This is a genomic window from Cupriavidus taiwanensis, assembly GCF_900249755.1.
Lineage (GTDB): Bacteria > Pseudomonadota > Gammaproteobacteria > Burkholderiales > Burkholderiaceae > Cupriavidus > Cupriavidus taiwanensis_D.
Genome location: NZ_LT976853.1, coordinates 2,739,028 through 2,758,941, shown reverse-complemented (window position 1 = coordinate 2,758,941; position 19,914 = coordinate 2,739,028). Strand labels below are relative to the sequence as shown.

The following is a 19,914-nucleotide window of genomic DNA, read 5'->3' as shown; positions in this document are numbered from 1 at the left end:
CCAATCCGATTGCCGTTGCGCCTGATGACGACCGCCGCCGCCTATCCCTACCAGCCGGTCAAGGAGCGGGGAACCCTGCGTTCCTTCCTGCTCGCGCTGTTCATGCACCTGCTGCTGGCAGTGGTGCTGTATTACGGCGTGAGCTGGCAGAGCAGCACCCCGGTCGGGGCCGAGGCCGAGCTGTGGGAGGAAATTCCCGCCGCCACCGCCCCCCCGCCGCCGCCGCGGCCAGAGCCCGAGCCGGTGGTGCAGCCGCGTCCGGTGCCGCCGCCGCCGCAGGTGAAGAGCAAGGTCGAGGACGACGCCGATATCGCGCTGGAGCAGAAGAAGCGCCGGGCCGAGGCGGCCGCGCGCGAAGAAGCCGAGCGCAAGGAAGCGGCGCGCAAGGAAGCCGAGCGCAAGGAGGCCGAGCAGCGCAAGGAAGAGGCCCGCAAGGAGGAAGCCCGCAAGGAAGCCCTGCGCAAGGAGGCTGACCGCAAGGAAGCCGAGCGCAAGGAAGCGCAGCGCAAGGAAGACGCGAAGAAGAAGGCCGCGCAGCAGGAGCAGGACCGCAAGGAACAGGCCGAGCGCGAGCGCAAGGAAGCCGCCGACGCCAAGGCCAAAGCCCAGGCCGACGCCAAGGCGAAGGCCCAGGCCGACGCCAAGGCCAAGGCGGATGCCGACGCCAAGGCCAGGCGCGAGGCCGCCGCCAACGCCCAGCGCAAGAGCGAGCTGGCGCGCCTGCAGGCGCTGGCCGGCGGCTCCGGCGCCGGCGGTGGCGGGGTCGGCAATGCGGCCGGCGCCGGTGCCGGCGGTGGCGGCAAGGCTTCGCCCGGCTATGCCGACCGCGTGCGGCGCCGCGTCAAGCCGAACATCGTCTTTACCGAGGACGTGCCGGGCAACCCGACCGCGGTGGTCTCGGTGCAGCTGGCGCCGGACGGTTCGCTGCTGGCGGCGCGGCTGTCCAAGTCCAGCGGCAATTCCGGCTGGGACAATGCCGTGCTGCGCGCGGTGGAGCGTTCCGATCCGCTGCCGCGCGATGAGAACGGCAAGGCGCCGGCCAGCTTCACCATTACCTTCCGGCCGAAGGACTGAGTGACCGGCACGGCATGATTTGCAACATAATGCAACCTACATCGCCGGGTTCTGGTCCCAGCGCTAGCATGACAGGTTGCCTGACGCAGCCGACGGTGCGGTACGCACGCGGACGGGGCATGCGCCACGCGCTGCAATGCCGCTTTGCCCGTGTTGCCGATTGCCTGTCGTGCCCGACGAAACTTGAAATCGACTGAGGAGCAGCATGCGAAAGCTTTGGGCCCCCAACTGGCTGTCCGCGAGGCGGCACAACGCAAATCCCCCCGCATCCCGAGGCCCCGCCCGCGCGGTGCCGCTGGCGGGCCGGCGCGCGCTGATGGCGTGGCTGGCCGCGGCCATGACCATGGCCGCCGGCGCCGCGCACGCGCAGCTCAATGTTGAGATCTCCGGGGTAGGGGCCAGCCAGTTCCCGGTGGCCACCGCCAACTTCCAGGGCGAGGCCCAGGCCCCGCAGAACCTGACCGCGATCATCCGTTCGGACCTGGCCCGCAGCGGCCGCTTCCGCAACGTCGACCCGGGCGGCGCCACCGTGGCCGAGTCCGCCAATGTCGACCTGGGCAGCTGGAAGGCGCGTGGCGCCGATGCCTTCGTCGCCGGCAGCGTGACCCCGGCCGCGGGCGGCAAGTACGAGGTGCGCTTCCGCCTGTACGACACCGTCAAGGGCCAGAGCCTGGGTGGGCTGGCCTTCACCGTCAACCAGTCGCAGTTGCGCGTGACCGCGCACAAGATCGCCGACTACATCTATGAAAAGCTGCTGGGCGAGCGCGGCGTGTTTGCCACGCGCCTGTCCTACGTGTCGAAGGTCGGCGGCCGCTACCAGCTGCTGATCTCGGATTCGGACGGGCAGAACGCCCAGGTGGCGCTGACCAGCAACGAGCCCATCATCTCGCCGTCGTGGTCGCCGGACGGCGCCCGCGTGGCCTACGTCTCGTTCGAGGCCAAAAAGCCGGTGGTCTATGTGCACGACCTGGCCACCGGCAAGCGCACGCTGGTGTCGAACCAGAAGGGCAACAACAGCGCGCCGTCGTGGTCGCCGGACGGCCGGCACCTGGCGCTGGCGCTGTCGCGCGATGGCAATACCCAGGTCTACCAGGTCAATGCCGACGGCTCGGGCATCCGCCGCCTGTCGCGCAGCAGCGCCATCGACACCGAGCCGCAGTACTCGCCCGACGGCAAGAGCATCTATTTCACCAGCGACCGCGGCGGTGCGCCGCAGGTCTACCGCATGCCCGCCTCCGGCGAGGAGGGCGGCGGGGCGCAACGCGTCACCTTCAAGGGCAGCTACAACGTGAGCCCGCGCATTTCGCCGGATGGCAAGTACCTGGCGTACATCTCGCGCGGGGGCGGCTTCAAGCTGCAGTTGCAGGACCTGACCAACGGCGACGTGACTTCGCTGACCGATACGGCCAACGACGAAGCGCCCAGCTTCGCCGCCAACGGCAAGTACATCCTTTATGCCACCCGCGTGGGCGGTCGCGCGGTGCTGGCGGCGGTGTCCACTGACGGGCGTACCCGGCAGGTTCTGTCCCTCCAGTCCGGCGATGTTCGCGAGCCGTCCTGGGGTCCTTTCATGCAATAACAGGAGTCATTCACCATGCCTCAACTGATGACCAAATCCCTTGCCGTTGCCGCACTGCTGGCCCTGGGCGCCTGCAGCTCCGGCGTCAAGCTCGACGACACCGCCAACGCCGGCGCCGGCGCCGCGGGCGGCACGGGTGCCGATCCGCGCGCCGTCACCCCGGTGACCGCCGCCGATCCGCTGAACGACCCGAACAGCCCGCTGGCCAAGCGCAGCGTCTACTTCGACTTCGACAGCTACACCGTCAAGGCCGACTACCAGGGCATGCTGGGCGCGCACGCCAAGTACCTGGGCACCAACAAGGGCCGCAAGATCCTGATCCAGGGCAACACCGACGAACGCGGCACCAGCGAGTACAACCTCGCGCTGGGCCAGAAGCGCGCCGAAGCCGTGCGCCGCTCGCTGGCGTCGATGGGCGTGCCCGACGCGCAGATGGAAGCCGTCAGCCTGGGCAAGGAAAAGCCCAAGGCCACCGGCCATGATGAAGCCTCGTGGGCCGAGAACCGCCGCGCGGACATCAACTACTGATCCGGACCGCCTTCCATGAAAGCACGCGTTTCCACCCTGTTGTGGCTCGCCGCCGTGGCCGGCGGCGGCATGCTGCCGCTGTCGCAGGCGCATGCCGGAGTGTTCGACGATGACGAGGCCCGCAAGGCCGTCATCAGCCTGCGCGACCAGTTCAACGGTTTCCAGGCGACCGCGACGCAGCGCATCGAGCAGAACAGCCGCACCATGCTCGACATGCAGAACCAGCTCGAAGGCCTGCGCCAGGAAGTGGCGCGGCTGCGCGGCCAGAACGAAGTCCTGCAGAACACGGTGGACACGCTGCAGAAGCAGCAGAAGGACTACTACGCCGACCTGGATGCGCGCCTGAAGAAATTCGAGCCGCAGCAGGTCACGGTAGAAGGCCGCGAAGGCATCGCGCAGCCGGGCGAAAAGCCCGAGTACGATGCCGCGCTCAAGCAGTTCCAGGCGGGCGACTTCAAGAGCGCGGGGAATTCGTTCTCGGCGTTCGTGAAGAAGTACCCGCAGAGCCCGTACCTGCCGCTGGCCCAGTACTGGCTGGGCAACTCGCTGTACGCGCAGCGCGACTACAAGGGCTCGACCTTCGTGCTGCAGAACATGGTCAACGCCAACCCGACGCACCCCAAGGTGCCGGACGCGATGATCGCCATTGCCAACAACCAGCTCGAGTCCGGCCAGAAGGCGGCCGCGCGCAAGACGCTGGAGCAGGTGGTGGCGAAGTATCCCGGCACCGAGGGCGCGCAGGCGGCGAGCAACCGGCTCAAGACGCTGAAGTAAGCGCAGGCGCCGCTGCCCGCCACCGCAAGGCCCGCTTCGGCGGGCCTTTCTCGTTTGTCGCGCTAGAATATGCGATTCGCCTGAACGTTCTTGCGCGCCCCCCGGCGCGACCCGCACCATGACCCAACGCGCCATCGTCCTGCTCTCCGGCGGACTCGACTCCGCCACCGTACTTGCCATGGCCCGCGCCCAGGGCTTCGAGACCTATGCGCTGTCGATGCGCTATGGCCAGCGCCATTCCTCGGAACTGGAAGCCGCCAAGCGCGTGGCCGCGGCGCTGGGCGCCGTGCGCCACGAGATCGTCGACCTCGACCTGCGCCGCTTCGGCGGCTCGGCGCTGACCGACGACGCGCTGGAGGTGCCGACCGATGGCGCCACCGGCGGCATCCCGGTCACCTATGTGCCGGCGCGCAACACCATCATGCTGTCGCTGGCGCTCGGCTGGGCCGAGGCGGTGGGCGGGCGCGACCTGTTCTTCGGCGCCAACGCGGTCGACTATTCCGGCTATCCGGACTGCCGCCCGGAATACGTCGCCGCCTACGAGACCCTGGCCAACCTGGCCACCAAGGCGGGCGTCGAGGGCGACCGCTTCCGCGTGCATGCCCCCATCATCGACATGACCAAGGGCGAGATCATCCGCGCCGGCATCGCGCTGGGCGTCGACTACAGCCTGACGGTGTCGTGCTACCAGGCCGACGACGACGGCCGCGCCTGCGGCGTGTGCGATTCCTGCCGCATCCGCCGCGCCGGCTTCGAGGCCGCCGGCGTGCCCGACCCGACCCGCTACCAGGCCGCCGCCTGAACCCCGAGCCCGCCGTCCCGCCCCCGTATGCCTGAAATCGATCTTGCCGCGCTCTCGCGTTCGGTGCTGCTGAGCACCTTTGTCCTGACCTTCCTGTTTGGCGCGGTACTGCAGCGCACGCACTTCTGCACCATGGGGGCGGTCTCGGACATCGTCAACATGGGCGACTGGAGCCGCATGCGCATGTGGGCGCTGGCGATCGGCGTGGCCATGATCGGCACCGGCGTGCTGGCCTGGCACGGCGCCATCGACCCGACCAAGACCATCTATGCCGCGAGCAAGCTGGCCTGGCTGTCGGCGCTGGCCGGCGGGCTGATGTTCGGCTTCGGCATGGTGCTGGCGTCCGGCTGCGGCAGCAAGACGCTGGTGCGCATCGGCGCGGGCAACCTGAAGTCGCTGGTGGTGTTCGTGTTCCTGGGGCTGTCGGCCTACATGACGCTGCGCGGTTTGTTCGGCGTGGTGCGCGTCAATACCGTCGATGCGGTGGCGCTGGCGCTGCCGACCACGCAGGACCTGCCGTCGGTACTGGCGCAGGGCACCGGCGCGGCGCGCGGCGTGCTGCAGCTGGCGCTGGGCCTGGCGCTGGGCGGCGTGCTGGCGGCGTGGGCGCTGGCGGGCCGCGGCTTCCGCACCTTCGACAACCTGCTGGGCGGCATCGGCGTGGGCCTGATCATCGTCGCGATGTGGTACGTGTCCGGCCACCTCGGCTACGTTGCCGAAGACCCCAATACGCTGGAAGAACTGTTCGTCTCGACCAACAGCGGCCGCATGGAAAGCCTGAGCTTCGTCGCGCCGTACGCCTACACGCTCGACTGGCTGATGATGTTCAGCGACAAGAGCAAGGTCCTGACCATCGGCATCGTCAGCGTGTTCGGCGTGATCGCCGGCGCCGCTGCGTATGCGTTGGTCACGCGCACGTTCCGCTGGGAAGGCTTCGGCAATGCCGAGGACGTCGCCAACCACATGGTCGGCGGCATCCTGATGGGCGCGGGCGGCGTCACCGCGCTGGGCTGCACGGTGGGGCAGGGGTTGTCGGGCGTGTCGACGCTGGCGCTGGGATCGTTCATTGCGCTGGCCGGCATCCTGGCCGGCGCGGTGCTGGCATTCCGCTACCAGATGTGGCGCCTGGAACGCATGGTCTGATGGCGAGGGCCAGCGCGGCGCGTGCTTGACACATCGAGAATCGCGTCACTATAATCGCGGTTCTGTTTTTTCGGGTCGTTAGCTCAGTCGGTAGAGCAGCGGACTTTTAATCCGTTGGTCGCGTGTTCGAGTCACGCACGACCCACCAGCATGCCGAAGGGCCTGTGGCGCACGTCACAGGCCCTTTTTGCGTTTTGATGCCGCCGGCATGCCCCGATGGTAGGGGGTGCTTTAACTAGTTCGAGGTAGAGACGCAGGCCCGGCGCGCGCCGCACAATGGGCCAACCGCGGCGTGTGGACCGCGGGCCCTCGGAACGGCCGCGAGACACGGCCCCTCGAACAAGACCTATGCGGCGAGCAGGCGTTTCCTTGCCGGCCAGCGGGCACGTGCTGCGCATCATCTGGCCGTTCGTACCGGTGGTCGTCGCGCTGGCGATGTTCAGCATCGCCGGCCTCGACCTGTTGTCCGCCGCGCGCGCCTTCGTCGCGGGCGAGAGCCAGTGGTCCAAGGGCCAGAAGAACGCCGTGCTGCACCTGCTGCGCTACGGCGAGACCCGCGACCCCACGGATTTCGAAGCCTACCTGTCGTCCATCGCCATCCCGTTCGGCGACCACCGCGCGCGCCTGGAGCTGGACCGCGCCGAGCCCGACCTCGAACGCGTGCACGAAGGCCTGCTGGCCGGCGGCAACCACCCGGAAGACATCCCGCGGATGGTGCGCCTGTACCGCAATTTCCGCCATATCCACGAGGTCGACGCCGCCATCCGCGTGTGGGCGCAGGGCGATCTCGAAATCTTTGCCTTGCATGAGCAAGCGCTGGCGCTGCGGCGCCTGGCGCGCCAGCCCGGCTGCGACGACGCCTGCGTTGCGCCGGTGCTGCGCAATATTGCGCAGATCGACGCCAGGCTGACGCCGCTGGAGCGAGCCTTCTCGGGCCACCTGGGCCAGGCCTCGCGCCGGGTCACGCGGCTGCTCACCACCGGCAGCGCGGTGATGGCGGCGGCGCTGCTGATGTCGGCGATCCTGCTGTCGGTGGGGCCGCTGCGGCGCGAGCGCCGGCTGCGCGAGGCGCTGGCGCAGCGCGAGGAGCAACTGCAGCTGGCGGTCGAGGGCAGCAACGACGGCCTGTGGGACTGGCACCTGGGCCGCGGCGAGCTGTATTTCTCGCCGCGCTGCGCGCAGATGCTGGGCTACCGCGGCGACGAGCTGCCGCATGCGCGCGAAACCGTGCTGGGCCTGCTGCATCCGTCCGAGCTGGCGGCGTTCGAGGCCAAGCTGGCGCATCACCTGCGCAGCGGCGAACCCTACGATGCCGAATTCCGCCTGCGCAACCGCGCCGGCGACTACCTCTGGGTGCGCGCCCGCGGCCGGCTGGTGCGCGGCGCCGGGCGCCGGCGCGCGCGCATGGCGGGCTCGCTGACCGATATTTCCGAGCACAAGCGCTACGAGACGCAGCTGTTTGCGGAAAAGGAGCGCGCCCAGGTCACGCTGCAGGCGATCGGCGACGCGGTGGTGACCGCCGATGTGTGGGGGCGCGTGCAGTCGCTCAACCCCGCGGCCGAAGCCCTGACCGGATGGCGCGAGACCGAGGCGCGCGGCCTGCCGCTGAGCCAGGTCTGCGTGCTGCGCGACGAGGACAGCCTGGCGCCGCTGCCCGATATCGTGACGCTGGCGCTGCGCCAGCGCTGGCACAGCCGCTCGGCCCAGCTGGTGCAGCGCGACGGCGCCGGCCAGCCCGGACAGGCGCTGGCGGTCAAGCCATCGGTGGCGCTGATCCGCGACCGTGCCGCGCAGGCCATCGGCGTGGTGGTGGTGCTGCACGACATCAGCCAGGAACGCGCGCATGCCGCGCGCCTGGCATACGAGGCCAGCCACGACGCGCTGACCGGCCTGGTCAACCGCGCCGAGTTCGAGCGCCGGCTGGCCGCGGCGATCGGGCGCGCGCGCGCGCAAGGCACCTCCCACACCCTGATGTACCTGGACCTGGACCAGTTCAAGGTGGTCAACGATACCTGCGGCCACGCCGCCGGCGACGAGCTGATCCGGCAGATGGCCGAGATCATGCGCGGCCAGCTGCGCCGCAGCGACACGCTGGCGCGGCTGGGCGGCGACGAGTTCGGCGTGCTGCTCGAGCATTGCGGCAGCGCCGACGGCGAGCGCGTCGCCGAGGGCTTGCGCCACGCCATCGCGAGCTTCCGCTTTGCGCACCGGCAGCGCACCTTCGCGGTCGGGGTCAGCATCGGCCTGGTCACGCTGGACCGGCACACCGGCAGCGTGGCCGAGGCGCTGAGCGCGGCCGACGCCGCATGCTACGTGGCCAAGGAGGGCGGGCGCAACCGCGTGCAGGTCTACCATCCGCTGGATAGCGTGGTGCAGGCCCGCCATGGCGAGATGGAATGGGTCAGCCGCGTGCATGCGGCGCTGGCCGCCGGCCGCTTCTGCCTGTTCTCGCAGGAGATCGTGCCGGTGCAGCCGGGCGCGCTGCCCCCGGCGGGACGCCATGTGGAGCTGTTGCTGCGCCTGGTCGACGAGCGCGGCCGGCTGGTGCCTCCGATGGCGTTCGTGCCGGCCTGCGAGCGCTACAACCTGATGCCGATGATCGATCGCTGGGTGGTCGAGACCGCGTTTGCCACGCTGGCGGGACGCCAGGCCGAGATTGCCATCTGCGCGATCAACCTGTCAGGCTCGTCGCTGGCCGACCTGCAGTTCCCGGACTTCGTGCGCGAGCAGGCGCAGCGCTTCGGCATCGCGCTGGACGGCATCTGCTTCGAGATCACCGAGACCGCGGCCATTGCCAACCTGGCGCAGGCCGGGGCCTTCATCGTGCAGTTGCAACAGCTTGGCTGCCGCTTCGCGCTGGACGACTTTGGCGCCGGCATGTCTTCGTTCACCTACCTGAAGCACCTGCCCGCGGCCTACCTGAAGATCGACGGCAGCTTTGTGCGCGACATGCTGGCCGACCCGGTCAACCTGGTGATGGTGGAGGTGATCCAGCGCATCGGCCACGCGATGGGCAAGCAGACCATTGCGGAATTCGTCGAGAACGAGGAAATGCTCGAGCGCCTGCGCGAGCTGGGCGTGGACCTGGCGCAGGGCTATCACATTGCGCCGCCGGTGCCGTTCGCACCGCCCGGCCCGGAGGCCGGGGCGCCGCCGGTGCTGGCGCTGGCCGGCTGAGGCTGCGCCGGCAAGGGTGCGCCGGCGCAGCCAGGGGGATCAGGGAATCAGCGGATCGCGGAAGCCGGTGTCGGCAGCGGGCGGGGTGCCGGCCGGGGCCGGCGTCGGCACGCTTGCCGGCGGCACTGCCTGGCCCTTGGCCTCGCGCCAGGTGTTGTAGGCCCAGTAGCCCGCGCCGGCCAGCAGGCCGAGCTTGGACAGCTTCCAGGTCCAGCGCAGCATCGGCGCGCGCTTGAGCAGGGGCAGCGCCAGCGTCACCGCGGTGCTCAGCATCGGGTAGTCCTTGGTCAGGCCGACCACCTTCATCCACGAGCCCGGCCGCGCGATCCGCGGCAGCCAGGCGCTGACGCTGCCCAGCCGGTGCACGCCGCCGCGCACCGCGCGCAGCGCCTGCAGGCAATCGTGGCGCTCGAGGGCGGCGCGGGTCAGCAGCAGTTCCTTGCGCACCGCCAGCGGCAGGCGCACCTCTTGCGTGAACCGGGGCGCGCGCGGGTACTCGCCGCGTTCGCGTCCGGGCGTGCTGTCGTCAGGGTCGAGTGTGCTCATCTGCGCAGGATCTCCCGGTCTTTGTCGATTTCGGCGAGCGTGGCCTCCAGCATCGGCGGCGCGTTGCGCAGCACGTTGCGGGCGTACGCCAGGCAGATGGCGCACAGCACCAGGTAGAGCACCGTCAGCGCGCCCAGCGCCTGCCAGCGGTAGGTGTCCCAGAACAGGATCGCGATCAGGGCGGTCAGCGTGACCAGGCCCAGCCCGAAGAACGCCAGCCCGAACAAGGCCAGCAGGGCGACCTTCAGCAAGCGCGTGCGCTCCTCGGCCAACTCCACGCTGGCTAGCTCCAGGCGCGTCTGCACCATCGCCACCAGCGAGCCGGCCAGGTTGCGCACGGCGTCGAGGAACTTTGGGGAAGGGGTGGATTCGCTCATGCGGCTCCGGCGTCAAAGAGCGGTGCGCCGGCATGGCCGTGCGCACCTATCCAGCTGGCGGGGCCGGATGCGGCGCCAGGTGGCGTCGACAACGGCAGGCCGACCATGACACTGGCCAACCACGTCCGCGCTATCGACACACCGGGCACCCCGGCCATTGGCGACCCGCCGGGGCGGGTCGCCGCGATGGCGCGGCATGGGCGTGCCGCGCCGGCTTTGCAGCGCTTACTTGCGGTTGAGCAGCAGACCGATCAGCAGGCCCACGCCGGCCGCCACGCCCACGGCGCGCCACGGGTGGTCGTGCACGTAGTCGTCGGTGGCGCGCGCGGCGGCCTTGCTCTTGGTGACGACGGCATCTTGCAGGTCCTGGGCCTTTTCCTTGGCTTGCTTGAGCAGGCCCATGCCACGCTCGCGCAGTTCGGCGGCCTTTTCCCCGGTGGTCGAGGCGGCTTGCTTCAGCAGTTCCTCGGCGTCGGACAGCACGGTCTTGACATCGCTCATCAGTTTCTCCTGTTTGCGGGCGGTTGGTTCGGTTTGTGCGGATTCTGACATTTTCTTCGCTCCGAGGCTAACGGCATTTGTCGGTCTGATACTTAGCATATGTGGCGACACGTCGCCGTTTCAAGGCAACGCGCCCGGAGGCAGGTCGCTGAAGGGGTTGCCGAGGGGTCGCGGAAGGATCGGACGCCCAAGTATTGCCAGCATGCACGAAAGCGGGCGTGATGGATGTCAGAGAATGTCTATATGACTGTGAGTGATTTTGTAGTGACTTTATATTCGTTTGGGTTGGATATCAATCCGGTTACTCTGGTTCCACCATGAAACATGGCGTTGCGTCCCGGCGATCTCGCATCGCGGCAGCCCAATGCATACGGCCCCGCCAGAGGCGGGGCCGTATGCAAGGCAGGTGTTGTATCGACGAGGGCAGCCTCGTCGTCTCCTTGGTAGTGTGCTTGGCCCGGCTTCATCGCCGGGCTTTTTTATGCTGCGATCAGAAGAAGGCCTGCAGGCCGGTCTGGGCGCGGCCCAGGATCAGCGCGTGGATGTCATGGGTGCCTTCGTAGGTGTTGACCACCTCCAGGTTCACCACATGGCGGATCACGCCGAACTCGTCCGAGATGCCGTTGCCGCCCAGCATGTCGCGCGCCACGCGGGCGATGTCGAGCGACTTGCCGCACGAGTTGCGCTTCATGATCGAGGTAATTTCCACCGCCGCGGTGCCTTCGTCCTTCATGCGGCCCAGGCGCAGGCAGCCCTGCAGGCCCAGCGTGATCTCGGTCTGCATGTCGGCCAGCTTCTTCTGCACCAGCTGCGTCTGCGCCAGCGGGCGGCCGAACTGCTTGCGGTCCAGCGTGTACTGGCGCGCGGTGTGCCAGCAGAATTCGGCGGCGCCCAGCGCGCCCCAGGCGATGCCGTAGCGGGCCGAGTTCAGGCAGGTGAACGGACCCTTCAGGCCCTTCACGCCCGGCATGATGTTTTCTTCCGGCACGAACACCTGGTCGAGCACGATCTCGCCGGTGATCGACGTGCGCAGGCCGACCTTGCCGTGGATGGCGGGGGCGCTCAGGCCCTTCCAGCCCTTTTCCAGGATGAAGCCGCGGATGTCTTCCTTGCCGTCCTCGCCCTGCAGCTTGGCCCAGACCACGAACACGTCGGCGATCGGCGAGTTGGTGATCCACATCTTGGCGCCGGTCAGCTCGTAGCCGCCTTCAACCTTCTTGGCGCGGGTCACCATCGAGCCCGGGTCGGAGCCGTGGTTCGGCTCGGTCAGGCCGAAGCAGCCGATCCATTCGCCGGTGGCCAGCTTGGGCAGGTACTTCTGCTTCTGCGCCTCGGTGCCGAATTCGTAGATGGGGACCATCACCAGCGACGACTGCACGCTCATCATCGAGCGGTAGCCCGAATCGACGCGCTCGACTTCGCGCGCGATCAGGCCGTAGCTGACGTAGTTCAGGCCGGGGCCGCCGTATTGCTCGGGGATGGTCGGGCCGAGCAGACCCAGCTCGCCCATCTCGCGGAAGATCTCGACGTCGGTCTTCTCGTTGCGGAACGACTGCAGCACGCGCGGCATCAGCTTGTCCTGGCAGTACGCCGCGGCGGCGTCGCGCACCATGCGCTCGTCGGCGCTCAGTTGCTGGTCCAGCAGCAGGGGGTCGGCCCAGTGGAATTCGGCGTTGGCAGCCATGCAGGTCTCCTTCGGTAGCGCAGGGGAAGCGCCGGGCGGGGCGGCTTGCGTGCCGCTGTGCGCGCCGGCGCATCGGTCATTTCGTAACGGGTTCGGTGATCGTGCGGAGGATTTTTTCGGGATCCTGAAAGTTCCGCATTGCGGAACTGTGTTCCGTTGAATTAGTATATCGCAATGGTCTTGCCACGCAACAGGCAAAACCCTGAACCCCCGCGCCTTTGTGCGATGAACGGACAAGCGCCGACTGGAGCCGCGAACCTTGGCCAACCCGAACCCCGATCCGTCACTTTCCGAAGTCCCTGCCACATCGGCATCCGCCCCTGCACCCGTGCGCGACAGCGACCCGAACTTCGTCACCGCGCTGGCGCGCGGGCTGGAGCTGCTGCGCTGCTTCCGCACCGGCGAGGCGATGCTGGGCAACCAGGAGTTCGTGCGCCGCACCGGCTTCCCCAAGGCCACGGTGAGCCGGCTGGCGGGCACGCTGGTGCAGCTGGGCTACCTGCGCTATGACGACAGCCTGGGCAAGTACGCGCTCGATGCCGGGGTGCTGGCGCTGGGCTATGCCTACCTGTCGGCGTCGGACGTGGTGTCGCTGGCGCGCCCGCACATGCTGGCCTTCGCGCAGTCGTACGGGGTCTCGGTGTCGCTGGGCAAGCGCGAGCGCATGGAGGTGATCTACCTGGAGTCGATCCGCAACGACGCCGGCGTGATGCTGGGGCTGGGGGTCGGCTCGCGGCTGTCGCTGGTGTCCAGCTCGATGGGGCGGGCCTACCTGGCGGCCTTGCCGGCGGCGCGGCGCGAGCGCGTGATGGCCGAGTTCAGCCAGGCCTTCCCGGAACAATGGAAGCAGCAGGAGGCCGCCACCCGCGCCGCGCTGGCCGAGGCGCAGCAGCGCGGCTATGCGGCGTCGTTCCGCGACTGGCATCCGGCCATCCATGCCTGCGCGGTGGCGTTCCGGCCGGTGGGGGAGAAGGAGCTGCACATGCTGAGCTGCAGTGCGTCTTATGGCGCGGTGGACGAGGCGGTGTTCCACCAGACCCTGGCGCCGGCGCTGCGGGCACTGGCGGCAAGGTTGTCCGAGCCGGCGGGCTGAGGCCGCCGGCCGGAGCGGATCAAAGGTCGGTGCGCAACTTCCACAGTTCCGGGAACAGCACCACGTCCAGCATCTTGCGCAGATAGCTGACGCCTTCGGTGCCGCCGGTGCCGCGCTTGAAGCCGATCACGCGCTCGACCGTGGTCACATGGCGGAAGCGCCATTGCCGGAACGCGTCTTCGAGGTCGACGAACTTCTCGCCCAGCTCATAGAGTTCCCAGTGCGCGCCGGGGTTGCGATAGACCTCCAGCCACGCCGCCTCGACCGACGCGTTGTACGCGGTCGGCTGGGTCCAGTCGCGCTCGACGCAATCCGCATCGATGGCAAAGCCGCGCCGCGCCATCAGCCGGATCGCCTCGTCGTACAGCGACGGCGTCTTCAGCGCGGCCTCGACCAGCGCCAGGTGCTCGGGCCGGTGCGCATGCGGCCTGAGCATGGCGGCGTTCTTGTTGCCGAGGATGAACTCGATCTCGCGGTACTGGTACGACTGGAAGCCCGACGACATGCCCAGGTAGGGCCGCATCGCCGAGTACTCCGGCGGCGTCATGGTGGCCAGCACGTTCCACGCCTGCACCAGCTGGTCCATGATGCGCGACACGCGGGTCAGCATCTTGAACGCCGGCGGCAGGCTGTCGGCCTTGACCGACTCGCGCGCGGCGCGCAGCTCGTGCAGCATCAGCTTCATCCACAGCTCGGTGGTCTGGTGCTGCACGATAAACAGCATCTCGTTGTGGTCCGGCGACAGCGGATGCTGCGCGCTCAGGATCTGGTCCAGGCCGAGGTAGTCGCCATAGCTCATGTCCCTGGCGAAATCCATCTGCGCGCCGTGCCAGCTATCGCCTTGCGGCGGGTTTGCCGGCGCCGCGCCGGAGAAGGGGCATCCCTTGAATTCACTCATGATGCGCTCCCGGTCAGGTCACCTGGCCGCGCGTCTGGAAACGCGCGTCGCGATAGGCGCCGCTGTCCAGCACGTCGCGCAGGATTTCCACAGCATCCCACACCTCGGCGAAGCTGGTGTAGAGCGGCGTGAAGCCGAAGCGGGCGATGCGCGGCTCGCGGTAATCGCCGATGACGCCGCGCTCGATCAGCGCCTGCACCAGGGCATAGCCGTCGGGGTGCTCCAGGCTGACCTGGCTGCCGCGGCGCGCGTGCTCTCGCGGCGTCACCAGCGCCAGCGGGTGGTGGCCGCAGCGCGCTTCGACCAGCTGGATGAACAGGTCGGTCAGCTGCAGCGACTTGGCGCGCAGCGCCTGCATGTCGGTCTGCGCGAACACGTCCAGCCCGCATTCGACCATTGCCAGCGACGTGACCGGCTGCGTGCCGCACAGGAAGCGGCGCACGCCGTCGACCGGACGGTATTGCGGATCCATCGCGAACGGCGCGGCATGGCCCCACCAGCCCGACAGCGGCTGCCAGAAGGCGTCGCGCAGCGCCGGCGCGACCCAGACGAAGGCGGGCGAGCCCGGGCCGCCGTTCAGGTACTTGTAAGTGCAGCCGATGGCGTAGTCGGCGCCGGCCGCCTTCAGCTCGACCGGCACGGCGCCGGCCGAATGGCACAGGTCCCATACCGTCAGCGCGCCGCGGGCGTGGGCCAGTTCGGTCAGCCCGGCCATGTCGAGCATCTCGCCGGTCTTGTAGTTGACATGGGTCAGCATCAGCACCGCGGTATCGGCGCCGACCGCGGCGTCGATCTCGGCCGGCGAGTTCACCAGCCGCAGTGAATAGCCTTGCTGCAGCAGGTCGGCCAGGCCCTGGGCGATATACAGGTCGGTGGGGAAGTTGCTGGACTCGGAGACGATCACCTTGCGCGCCGGGTCGCGCGTCTGCTGCACGCGCAGCGCCGCGGCCAGCACCTTGAACAGGTTGATCGAGGTGGTGTCGGTGACCACCACTTCATCGGGGCCCGCGCCCACCAGCGGCGCCAGCTTGTTGCCCAGGCGCTGCGGCAGCTCGAACCAGCCGGCGGTGTTCCAGCTGCGGATCAGGCCGTCGCCCCATTCCTCGGCCACCACCTGGGCGGCGCGCGCGGCGGCGGCGCGCGGGCGGGCGCCGAGCGAATTGCCGTCGAGGTAGATCACGCCCTCAGGCAGCGCGAACTGATCGCGCAGCGGGCGCAGCGGGTCTTGCTGGTCGAGCCGGATACAGTGCTCGCGGTCAATGGTCGTCATGTCGTGCAGAAAGGCCAGGCGGGGTTTCGGAAGAAATGCTCAGTCGAGGCTGCGCAGCACCGCTCGCACCGGGCTGGCATCCAGCGCGGCAAAGCGCAGCGGCAGCGCGATCAGCTCATAGTCGCCGGCATCGACCTGGTCCAGCACGATGCCTTCCAGGATCGCCAGGCCATGGCGGCGCACGGCGTGGTGCGCGTCCATGGTCTTGGAGTCCTGCGGATCGAGCGACGGCGTGTCGATGCCGACCAGCTGCACGCCGTGCGCGGCCAGCAGCGCGATGGTGTCGGGCGCTACCGCGCAGAAGGCCGGGTCCCACTGCGCCAGCGGCGCCTGCCGGTAGGTGCGCAGCAGCACCCGCGGCGGCAGGCCAGCGAGCGCGTGCTCGATGTGGTGCGGCTGCACCAGCGGCGCGGCGCCGAGGCAGTGGATCACCCGGCAGACGCCCAGGTAGGGCGCCAGCGGCACGGCGCCGATCGGCGCGCCGTCGGCGGCGTAGTGCAGCGGCGCGTCCGCATGCGCGCCGGTGTGCGGCGACAGCGTGATGCGGCCGACATTGACCGGGCAATGCGCGTCGATCTGCCAGGCCGGCTGCTGCTGGAACGGCGTATCGCCGGGCCAGACCGGCGTGGCGGGCGACAGCGGCGGGCTGATGTCCCACAGCCGGCGCGGGTCGGGATTGGGGGCGGTCATGGGGTTGCGCGGCGCCGTCTGCGGGCGCCGATCCTGTATGCCTCGATGTCGGGAATCATAGTCAAAATCGGCGGCAAGAGGCTTGCTAAATGGCCCGTCATCCCATCCTTCTTTCGCATAGAATGCGAAAAAACAGCGATTAATCGAAGGAAATTCGAATGAACCTCGACCCTACCGATCTGCGCATCCTGACCTGTCTGCAACAGAACGGCCGCATCAGCAACCAGGACCTGGCCGACCGCGTGGCGCTGTCGCCGTCGGCGTGCCTGCGCCGGGTGCGGCTGCTGGAAGAGTCAGGGGTGATCGGCGGCTATCGGGCGTGGTTCGACGCCGAGCAGCTGGGGCTGGAGCTGGAGGCGATCGTGCAGGTGTCGATGCGCCATGACGTGGAGGGCTGGCACGACACCTTCATCGCCGCGGTGCAGGCGTGGCCGGAAGTGCTGTCGGCATACATCATCACCGGCGACAGCAACTACATCCTGCGCGTGCAGGCGCGCAACCTGAAGCACTACTCGGACTTCATCGTGAACCGTCTGTACCGCACCCCGGGCGTGATGGATATCCGCTCGAATATCGTGCTGCAGCGGATCAAGGTGGACAGTTCGCCGCTGGCGATCCTGAAGTCGGACGCGGCGGGTACGGCGGACGCCTAGCGCGGCGGCGTATGCAGCGCGATCAGCTGGCGCAGCGTTTCCTTCAGCTGCGCGCCCTGGCGCACGCCGAAGTCATCCAGCACGGCGCGCTCGTGCTGCGCGGCACGCTCCAGCAGCGGCCGCGCCACGGCGAGGCCGCGCGGCGTGATCGAGATCAGCGCGTGGCGGCGGTCGGTCTTGCCGGGGCGGCGCCGGACCAGGCCGTCCTGCGCCATGCGGTCGACCAGCTTGGTCAGCGTGGGCTGCTTGGTCAGCGTGATTTCCGCCAGCGCGCCGATGGTGCAGTCGGGCCGATCGGCCAGCGTGGCCAGCACGCGCCATTCCTGCACCGACAGGCCGCTGGCCTCGACCTCGCGATGGAATTCGCCCGAGATCAGATGGCTGGCGCGCGCCAGCAGGTAGGCCAGGTAGCCGTCGACGAAAGGCTGGGGCGCGGGGTAGGGGTCAGCCGGCAGGTCCGCCATGATGGCTCAGCGACGGTTCACAGATCGAGCGGGGCGGTGGTGGTGAACTGGCCGCCCTGGAACACCAGCGGGCCGTCCCTGCCATCGAGCACGCCGCAGCGCTCGACTTCGCCGACAAAGATCACGTGGTCGCCCTCGTCGTAGCGGCTGCGGTTGTGGCATTCGAACCAGGCCAGCGCGTTCGACAGGATCGGCAGGCCGGTGGCCGAGAGCCGGTAGTCGACGCCGGCGAAGCGGTCGCCCTTGAGCGTGGCGAAGCGCTGGCACAGGTCCAGCTGCGAGGCCGACAGCACGTTGATGATGTAGTGGCTGCCGTCGCGGAACATCGGCAGGCTGTTGGCGCGCGTGGCCATGCTCCACAGCACCAGCGGCGGCTCCAGCGACACCGAGTTGAACGAACTGGCTGTGATGCCGATGAACGGCGGCGCGCCGGCGGCGATGGATTCGGCGCTGGCGCGCGTGGTGATCACCGTCACGCCGGTCGCGAACTGCGACAGCGTGCGGCGGAAATGCTGCGCATCGAAGTCCGGCGCGGCGGCGACGTTGGCGATCCGTGGCTGGGCCTCAGGCATGCCCATGGGGGCTCCACTGGAGTTCATGAAATTTCATATATATTATTCGCGCCAGGGACTTCAACCAAGTCCGGTGGCCTGCCGCCCTGCCGCAGGTGCCGGCCAGCAGACAAAAACAGCGCGGCGCATGCCGCCAATAAAACAAGCAGGAGACAAAGCGCATGCTCATCGAGCAGATCGAACACCGCTGGCTGGCGGCGTTCCGCCGCACGCTGGAACTCTGTGCCCTGCGGCACGGGGATGTCGTCGGAATTGTAACGGAGTCGCAATCCCGCCCTGTCAACGTGGCCTTGGCCGAACTGGCCGCGCAGTCGCTGGGCGCCACGCCGGTGCGGATCCAGGTGCCGACCCCCGCACTCAGCGCGCCGGCCCCGGTGCGTTCGACCGGCGCCAGCGATGCGCTGCAGAACCTCGCCCCGGTGGTCGCCGCGCTGAGCCGCTGCCAGCTGGTGCTCGACTGCACCGTCGAAGGCCTGCTGCATGCCCCTGAGCTGCCGCTGATCCTGCGCGGCGCCGACGGCGTGGTGCCGCGCATGCTGATGGTCAGCAACGAAAACCCCGAGATCCTGGAGCGCTGCCAGCCCGACCCGTCGCTGGAGGCCACCGTGCGCGCGGCGATGAAGCGCCTGCGCGGCGCGCGCGAGATGCGCGTGCATTCCGCCGCCGGCACCGAGCTGCGCATCGGCCTGGCCGAGGCGCGCGTGGGCGGCGTCTGGGGCTTCTGCAACAAGCCCGGCCAGGTCTCGCACTGGCCCGGCGGGCTGTGCCTGGCGTTCCCGGCCGGGCGCCAGGTCAACGGCACGCTGGTGCTGGCGCCGGGCGACGTCAACCTGACCTTCAAGACCTACCTGCGCGATACCGTGGTCTGCCATATCGAGGACGACTATATCGTCGGCGTCGAGGGGCAGGGCGTCGACGCCGACATGATGCGCGGCTACTACCAGGCCTGGGCCGACCGCGAAGGCACGCGCGACGCCTACGCGGTCTCGCATGTGGGCTGGGGCCTGAACCGGACGGCGCGCTGGGACGCGATGACGTTCTACGACAAGCGCGACTGCAACGGCACCGAGCTGCGCGCGTTCGCCGGCAACTTCCTGTTTTCCACCGGCGCCAACGAGGTGGCCGGGCGCCATACGCTGGGCCATTTCGACCTGCCGCTGCGCAACTGCACGGTCTCTCTCGACGGCCGCAATGAAGTCGACGCGGGCCAGCTGACGGAGGTGCCGGCATGAGCGCCCCCACCCTCGACCGGCACGCCAACGGCATCGCCACGCTGGCCTGGGGCGACGGCCCGGTGGCGGTGGTGATGCTGCACGGCATTGGCGGCGGCAAGGCCGCGTGGCCGGCGCAGGGCGAAGCGCTGGCGCAGGCGGGCTACCGTGCGCTGGCGTGGGACATGCCCGGCTATGGCGACAGCGCCATGATCGACCCCTATGACTTCGACGGCCTGGCCGGCGCGCTGGCGCCGCTGCTGCAGGCCGAGCGCGCTGCCGGCCGGCGCGTGGTGCTGCTCGGCCACAGCATGGGCGGCATGGTCGCGCAGCAGGCGTGCGCGGCCACGCCGGCGCTGGTCGACGGCATGGTGCTGTCCGGCACCTCGCCCGCGTTCGGCAAGGGCGACGGCCCCTGGCAACGCGAGTTCATCGCCGCGCGCACCGCGCCGCTGGATGCCGGCAAGACCATGGAAGAGATGGCGGCGGGGCTGGTGCGCACGATGGTCGCGCCGGATGCGGAAGCGCCGGCGGTGGCCTTTGCCACCGCGGTGATGGCCGCGGTGCCCGCGCCGACCTACCGCGCCGCGCTGGGCGCGCTGGTGCATTTCAACCAGCGCGATGCGCTGGCGCGGATCGCCGTGCCGGTGCTGGCGCTGGCCGGCCAGCACGACACCAATGCCTCGCCCGAGGTGATGCAGCGCATGGCGCAGCGCATTGCGGGCGCGGAGTACCGCTGCCTGCCCGACGTCGGCCACCTGGCCTGCATGGAGCGCCCGGCGCGCTTCAACGAGGCCGTGCTCGACTTCCTGCGCCGACGCTTTTCCGTGCACTGAAGCGCGCCGCTTTCCGGCAACGCCAACACAAGAACCACCGCC

Annotated in this window: 20 protein-coding genes and 1 tRNA gene; 12 read left to right on the top strand and 9 right to left on the bottom strand. The window is 69.1% G+C overall.

Going from position 1 to position 19,914, the window contains the following annotated elements; translation table 11 throughout:
- Nucleotides 1–24: 24 nt before the first annotated feature.
- The 8 genes from tolA (at nucleotide 25) to CBM2594_RS12560 (ending at nucleotide 9,077) form a co-directional block, all read left to right on the top strand.
- Nucleotides 25–1,074 carry a cell envelope integrity protein TolA gene (tolA, locus tag CBM2594_RS12595; protein WP_116357777.1) on the top strand — a complete coding sequence of 350 codons (1,050 nt, stop codon included), beginning with the start codon at nucleotides 25–27 and terminating at the stop codon, nucleotides 1,072–1,074.
- Between the two features lie 205 nt (nucleotides 1,075–1,279).
- Nucleotides 1,280–2,653, top strand: a complete 1,374-nt coding sequence (tolB, locus tag CBM2594_RS12590; protein ID WP_116357113.1) for a Tol-Pal system beta propeller repeat protein TolB — start codon at nucleotides 1,280–1,282, stop codon at nucleotides 2,651–2,653.
- A 15-nt stretch (nucleotides 2,654–2,668) separates the two neighbouring features.
- Entirely contained in the window at nucleotides 2,669–3,181 is a 513-nt protein-coding gene (gene pal, locus CBM2594_RS12585; protein WP_116357112.1) for a peptidoglycan-associated lipoprotein Pal, read from the top strand.
- A gap of 15 nt (nucleotides 3,182–3,196) precedes the next feature.
- The gene (ybgF, locus tag CBM2594_RS12580; RefSeq protein WP_116357111.1) at nucleotides 3,197–3,955 is read left to right on the top strand and encodes a tol-pal system protein YbgF; all 759 of its coding nucleotides are present in this window, start codon (nucleotides 3,197–3,199) and stop codon (nucleotides 3,953–3,955) included.
- A gap of 118 nt (nucleotides 3,956–4,073) precedes the next feature.
- Nucleotides 4,074–4,757, top strand: a complete 684-nt coding sequence (gene queC / locus CBM2594_RS12575; RefSeq protein ID WP_116357110.1) for a 7-cyano-7-deazaguanine synthase QueC — start codon at nucleotides 4,074–4,076, stop codon at nucleotides 4,755–4,757.
- A 27-nt stretch (nucleotides 4,758–4,784) separates the two neighbouring features.
- A complete protein-coding gene (locus CBM2594_RS12570; protein ID WP_116357109.1) occupies nucleotides 4,785–5,900 on the top strand; it encodes a YeeE/YedE family protein in 1,116 nt (371 codons plus the stop codon).
- A 72-nt stretch (nucleotides 5,901–5,972) separates the two neighbouring features.
- Nucleotides 5,973–6,048: transfer RNA gene (locus tag CBM2594_RS12565), tRNA-Lys, on the top strand.
- Nucleotides 6,049–6,176: 128 nt separating this feature from the next.
- Nucleotides 6,177–9,077: an EAL domain-containing protein gene (locus CBM2594_RS12560; RefSeq protein WP_116357108.1), complete on the top strand. Its 2,901-nt coding sequence runs from the start codon at nucleotides 6,177–6,179 to the stop codon at nucleotides 9,075–9,077.
- 39 nt (nucleotides 9,078–9,116) lie between these two features.
- On the opposite strand, the gene CBM2594_RS12555 is transcribed toward CBM2594_RS12560, so the two are convergent.
- The 4 genes from CBM2594_RS12555 to CBM2594_RS12540 form a co-directional block, all read right to left on the bottom strand.
- A complete protein-coding gene (locus tag CBM2594_RS12555; protein ID WP_116357107.1) occupies nucleotides 9,117–9,623 on the bottom strand; it encodes a DUF3318 domain-containing protein in 507 nt (168 codons plus the stop codon).
- Nucleotides 9,620–10,000, bottom strand: a complete 381-nt coding sequence (locus CBM2594_RS12550; RefSeq protein WP_116357106.1) for a phage holin family protein — start codon at nucleotides 9,998–10,000, stop codon at nucleotides 9,620–9,622. The genes CBM2594_RS12555 and CBM2594_RS12550 overlap by 4 nt, the downstream gene beginning before the upstream one ends.
- Before the next feature lie 225 nt (nucleotides 10,001–10,225).
- Nucleotides 10,226–10,552, bottom strand: a complete 327-nt coding sequence (locus tag CBM2594_RS12545) for a DUF883 family protein (protein WP_010813729.1) — start codon at nucleotides 10,550–10,552, stop codon at nucleotides 10,226–10,228.
- A gap of 439 nt (nucleotides 10,553–10,991) precedes the next feature.
- On the bottom strand, nucleotides 10,992–12,185 hold the full coding sequence (locus CBM2594_RS12540; protein WP_116357105.1) for an acyl-CoA dehydrogenase: 1,194 nt from the start codon (nucleotides 12,183–12,185) through the stop codon (nucleotides 10,992–10,994).
- A gap of 259 nt (nucleotides 12,186–12,444) precedes the next feature.
- Between CBM2594_RS12540 and CBM2594_RS12535 the strand changes: the two genes are divergently transcribed.
- Complete coding sequence (locus CBM2594_RS12535) at nucleotides 12,445–13,278, top strand: IclR family transcriptional regulator (protein ID WP_116357104.1); 834 nt, start codon at nucleotides 12,445–12,447, stop codon at nucleotides 13,276–13,278.
- 19 nt (nucleotides 13,279–13,297) lie between these two features.
- Here the strand turns inward: CBM2594_RS12535 and kynA are convergent, their stop codons facing one another.
- Genes kynA through kynB form a run of 3 tightly spaced genes read right to left on the bottom strand, consistent with a single transcriptional unit; the run spans nucleotide 13,298 to nucleotide 16,136 of the window.
- Complete coding sequence (kynA, locus tag CBM2594_RS12530) at nucleotides 13,298–14,176, bottom strand: tryptophan 2,3-dioxygenase (protein WP_116357103.1); 879 nt, start codon at nucleotides 14,174–14,176, stop codon at nucleotides 13,298–13,300.
- A 13-nt stretch (nucleotides 14,177–14,189) separates the two neighbouring features.
- Nucleotides 14,190–15,446: a kynureninase gene (gene kynU / locus CBM2594_RS12525; protein WP_116357102.1), complete on the bottom strand. Its 1,257-nt coding sequence runs from the start codon at nucleotides 15,444–15,446 to the stop codon at nucleotides 14,190–14,192.
- Nucleotides 15,447–15,485: 39 nt separating this feature from the next.
- Entirely contained in the window at nucleotides 15,486–16,136 is a 651-nt protein-coding gene (gene kynB, locus CBM2594_RS12520; RefSeq protein ID WP_116357101.1) for an arylformamidase, read from the bottom strand.
- A gap of 158 nt (nucleotides 16,137–16,294) precedes the next feature.
- Between kynB and CBM2594_RS12515 the strand changes: the two genes are divergently transcribed.
- Nucleotides 16,295–16,789: an Lrp/AsnC family transcriptional regulator gene (locus CBM2594_RS12515; RefSeq protein ID WP_116357100.1), complete on the top strand. Its 495-nt coding sequence runs from the start codon at nucleotides 16,295–16,297 to the stop codon at nucleotides 16,787–16,789.
- Here CBM2594_RS12515 and CBM2594_RS12510 read toward each other — a convergent pair.
- Both CBM2594_RS12510 and CBM2594_RS12505 read right to left on the bottom strand, forming a co-directional pair.
- On the bottom strand, nucleotides 16,786–17,253 hold the full coding sequence (locus tag CBM2594_RS12510) for a MarR family winged helix-turn-helix transcriptional regulator (protein WP_116357099.1): 468 nt from the start codon (nucleotides 17,251–17,253) through the stop codon (nucleotides 16,786–16,788). The two genes, CBM2594_RS12515 and CBM2594_RS12510, sit on opposite strands and share 4 nt — an antisense overlap.
- A gap of 17 nt (nucleotides 17,254–17,270) precedes the next feature.
- Entirely contained in the window at nucleotides 17,271–17,831 is a 561-nt protein-coding gene (locus CBM2594_RS12505) for a flavin reductase family protein (RefSeq protein ID WP_116357098.1), read from the bottom strand.
- Between the two features lie 155 nt (nucleotides 17,832–17,986).
- Here CBM2594_RS12505 and CBM2594_RS12500 point away from each other — a divergent pair, with 155 nt between their 5' ends.
- The gene (locus tag CBM2594_RS12500) at nucleotides 17,987–19,057 is read left to right on the top strand and encodes a peptidase M29 (RefSeq protein WP_116357097.1); all 1,071 of its coding nucleotides are present in this window, start codon (nucleotides 17,987–17,989) and stop codon (nucleotides 19,055–19,057) included.
- Entirely contained in the window at nucleotides 19,054–19,872 is an 819-nt protein-coding gene (locus tag CBM2594_RS12495; protein WP_116357096.1) for an alpha/beta fold hydrolase, read from the top strand. The genes CBM2594_RS12500 and CBM2594_RS12495 overlap by 4 nt, the downstream gene beginning before the upstream one ends.
- The last annotated feature ends 42 nt before the right edge of the window (nucleotides 19,873–19,914 follow it).

Coding starts and splice junctions, on each gene's coding strand:
- CBM2594_RS12500 (WP_116357097.1), top strand. CDS start 17,987: ATGCTCATCGAGCAGATCGAACACCGCTGGCTGGCGGCGTTCCGCCGC.
- CBM2594_RS12495 (WP_116357096.1), top strand. CDS start 19,054: ATGAGCGCCCCCACCCTCGACCGGCACGCCAACGGCATCGCCACGCTG.
- CBM2594_RS12545 (WP_010813729.1), bottom strand. CDS start 10,552: ATGTCAGAATCCGCACAAACCGAACCAACCGCCCGCAAACAGGAGAAA.
- queC (WP_116357110.1), top strand. CDS start 4,074: ATGACCCAACGCGCCATCGTCCTGCTCTCCGGCGGACTCGACTCCGCC.
- tolA (WP_116357777.1), top strand. CDS start 25: ATGACGACCGCCGCCGCCTATCCCTACCAGCCGGTCAAGGAGCGGGGA.
- kynU (WP_116357102.1), bottom strand. CDS start 15,446: ATGACGACCATTGACCGCGAGCACTGTATCCGGCTCGACCAGCAAGAC.
- kynA (WP_116357103.1), bottom strand. CDS start 14,176: ATGAGTGAATTCAAGGGATGCCCCTTCTCCGGCGCGGCGCCGGCAAAC.
- CBM2594_RS12515 (WP_116357100.1), top strand. CDS start 16,295: ATGAACCTCGACCCTACCGATCTGCGCATCCTGACCTGTCTGCAACAG.
- CBM2594_RS12505 (WP_116357098.1), bottom strand. CDS start 17,831: ATGGGCATGCCTGAGGCCCAGCCACGGATCGCCAACGTCGCCGCCGCG.
- CBM2594_RS12570 (WP_116357109.1), top strand. CDS start 4,785: ATGCCTGAAATCGATCTTGCCGCGCTCTCGCGTTCGGTGCTGCTGAGC.
- pal (WP_116357112.1), top strand. CDS start 2,669: ATGCCTCAACTGATGACCAAATCCCTTGCCGTTGCCGCACTGCTGGCC.
- CBM2594_RS12510 (WP_116357099.1), bottom strand. CDS start 17,253: ATGGCGGACCTGCCGGCTGACCCCTACCCCGCGCCCCAGCCTTTCGTC.
- CBM2594_RS12550 (WP_116357106.1), bottom strand. CDS start 10,000: ATGAGCGAATCCACCCCTTCCCCAAAGTTCCTCGACGCCGTGCGCAAC.
- CBM2594_RS12555 (WP_116357107.1), bottom strand. CDS start 9,623: ATGAGCACACTCGACCCTGACGACAGCACGCCCGGACGCGAACGCGGC.
- CBM2594_RS12540 (WP_116357105.1), bottom strand. CDS start 12,185: ATGGCTGCCAACGCCGAATTCCACTGGGCCGACCCCCTGCTGCTGGAC.
- ybgF (WP_116357111.1), top strand. CDS start 3,197: ATGAAAGCACGCGTTTCCACCCTGTTGTGGCTCGCCGCCGTGGCCGGC.
- tolB (WP_116357113.1), top strand. CDS start 1,280: ATGCGAAAGCTTTGGGCCCCCAACTGGCTGTCCGCGAGGCGGCACAAC.
- kynB (WP_116357101.1), bottom strand. CDS start 16,136: ATGACCGCCCCCAATCCCGACCCGCGCCGGCTGTGGGACATCAGCCCG.
- CBM2594_RS12560 (WP_116357108.1), top strand. CDS start 6,177: ATGGGCCAACCGCGGCGTGTGGACCGCGGGCCCTCGGAACGGCCGCGA.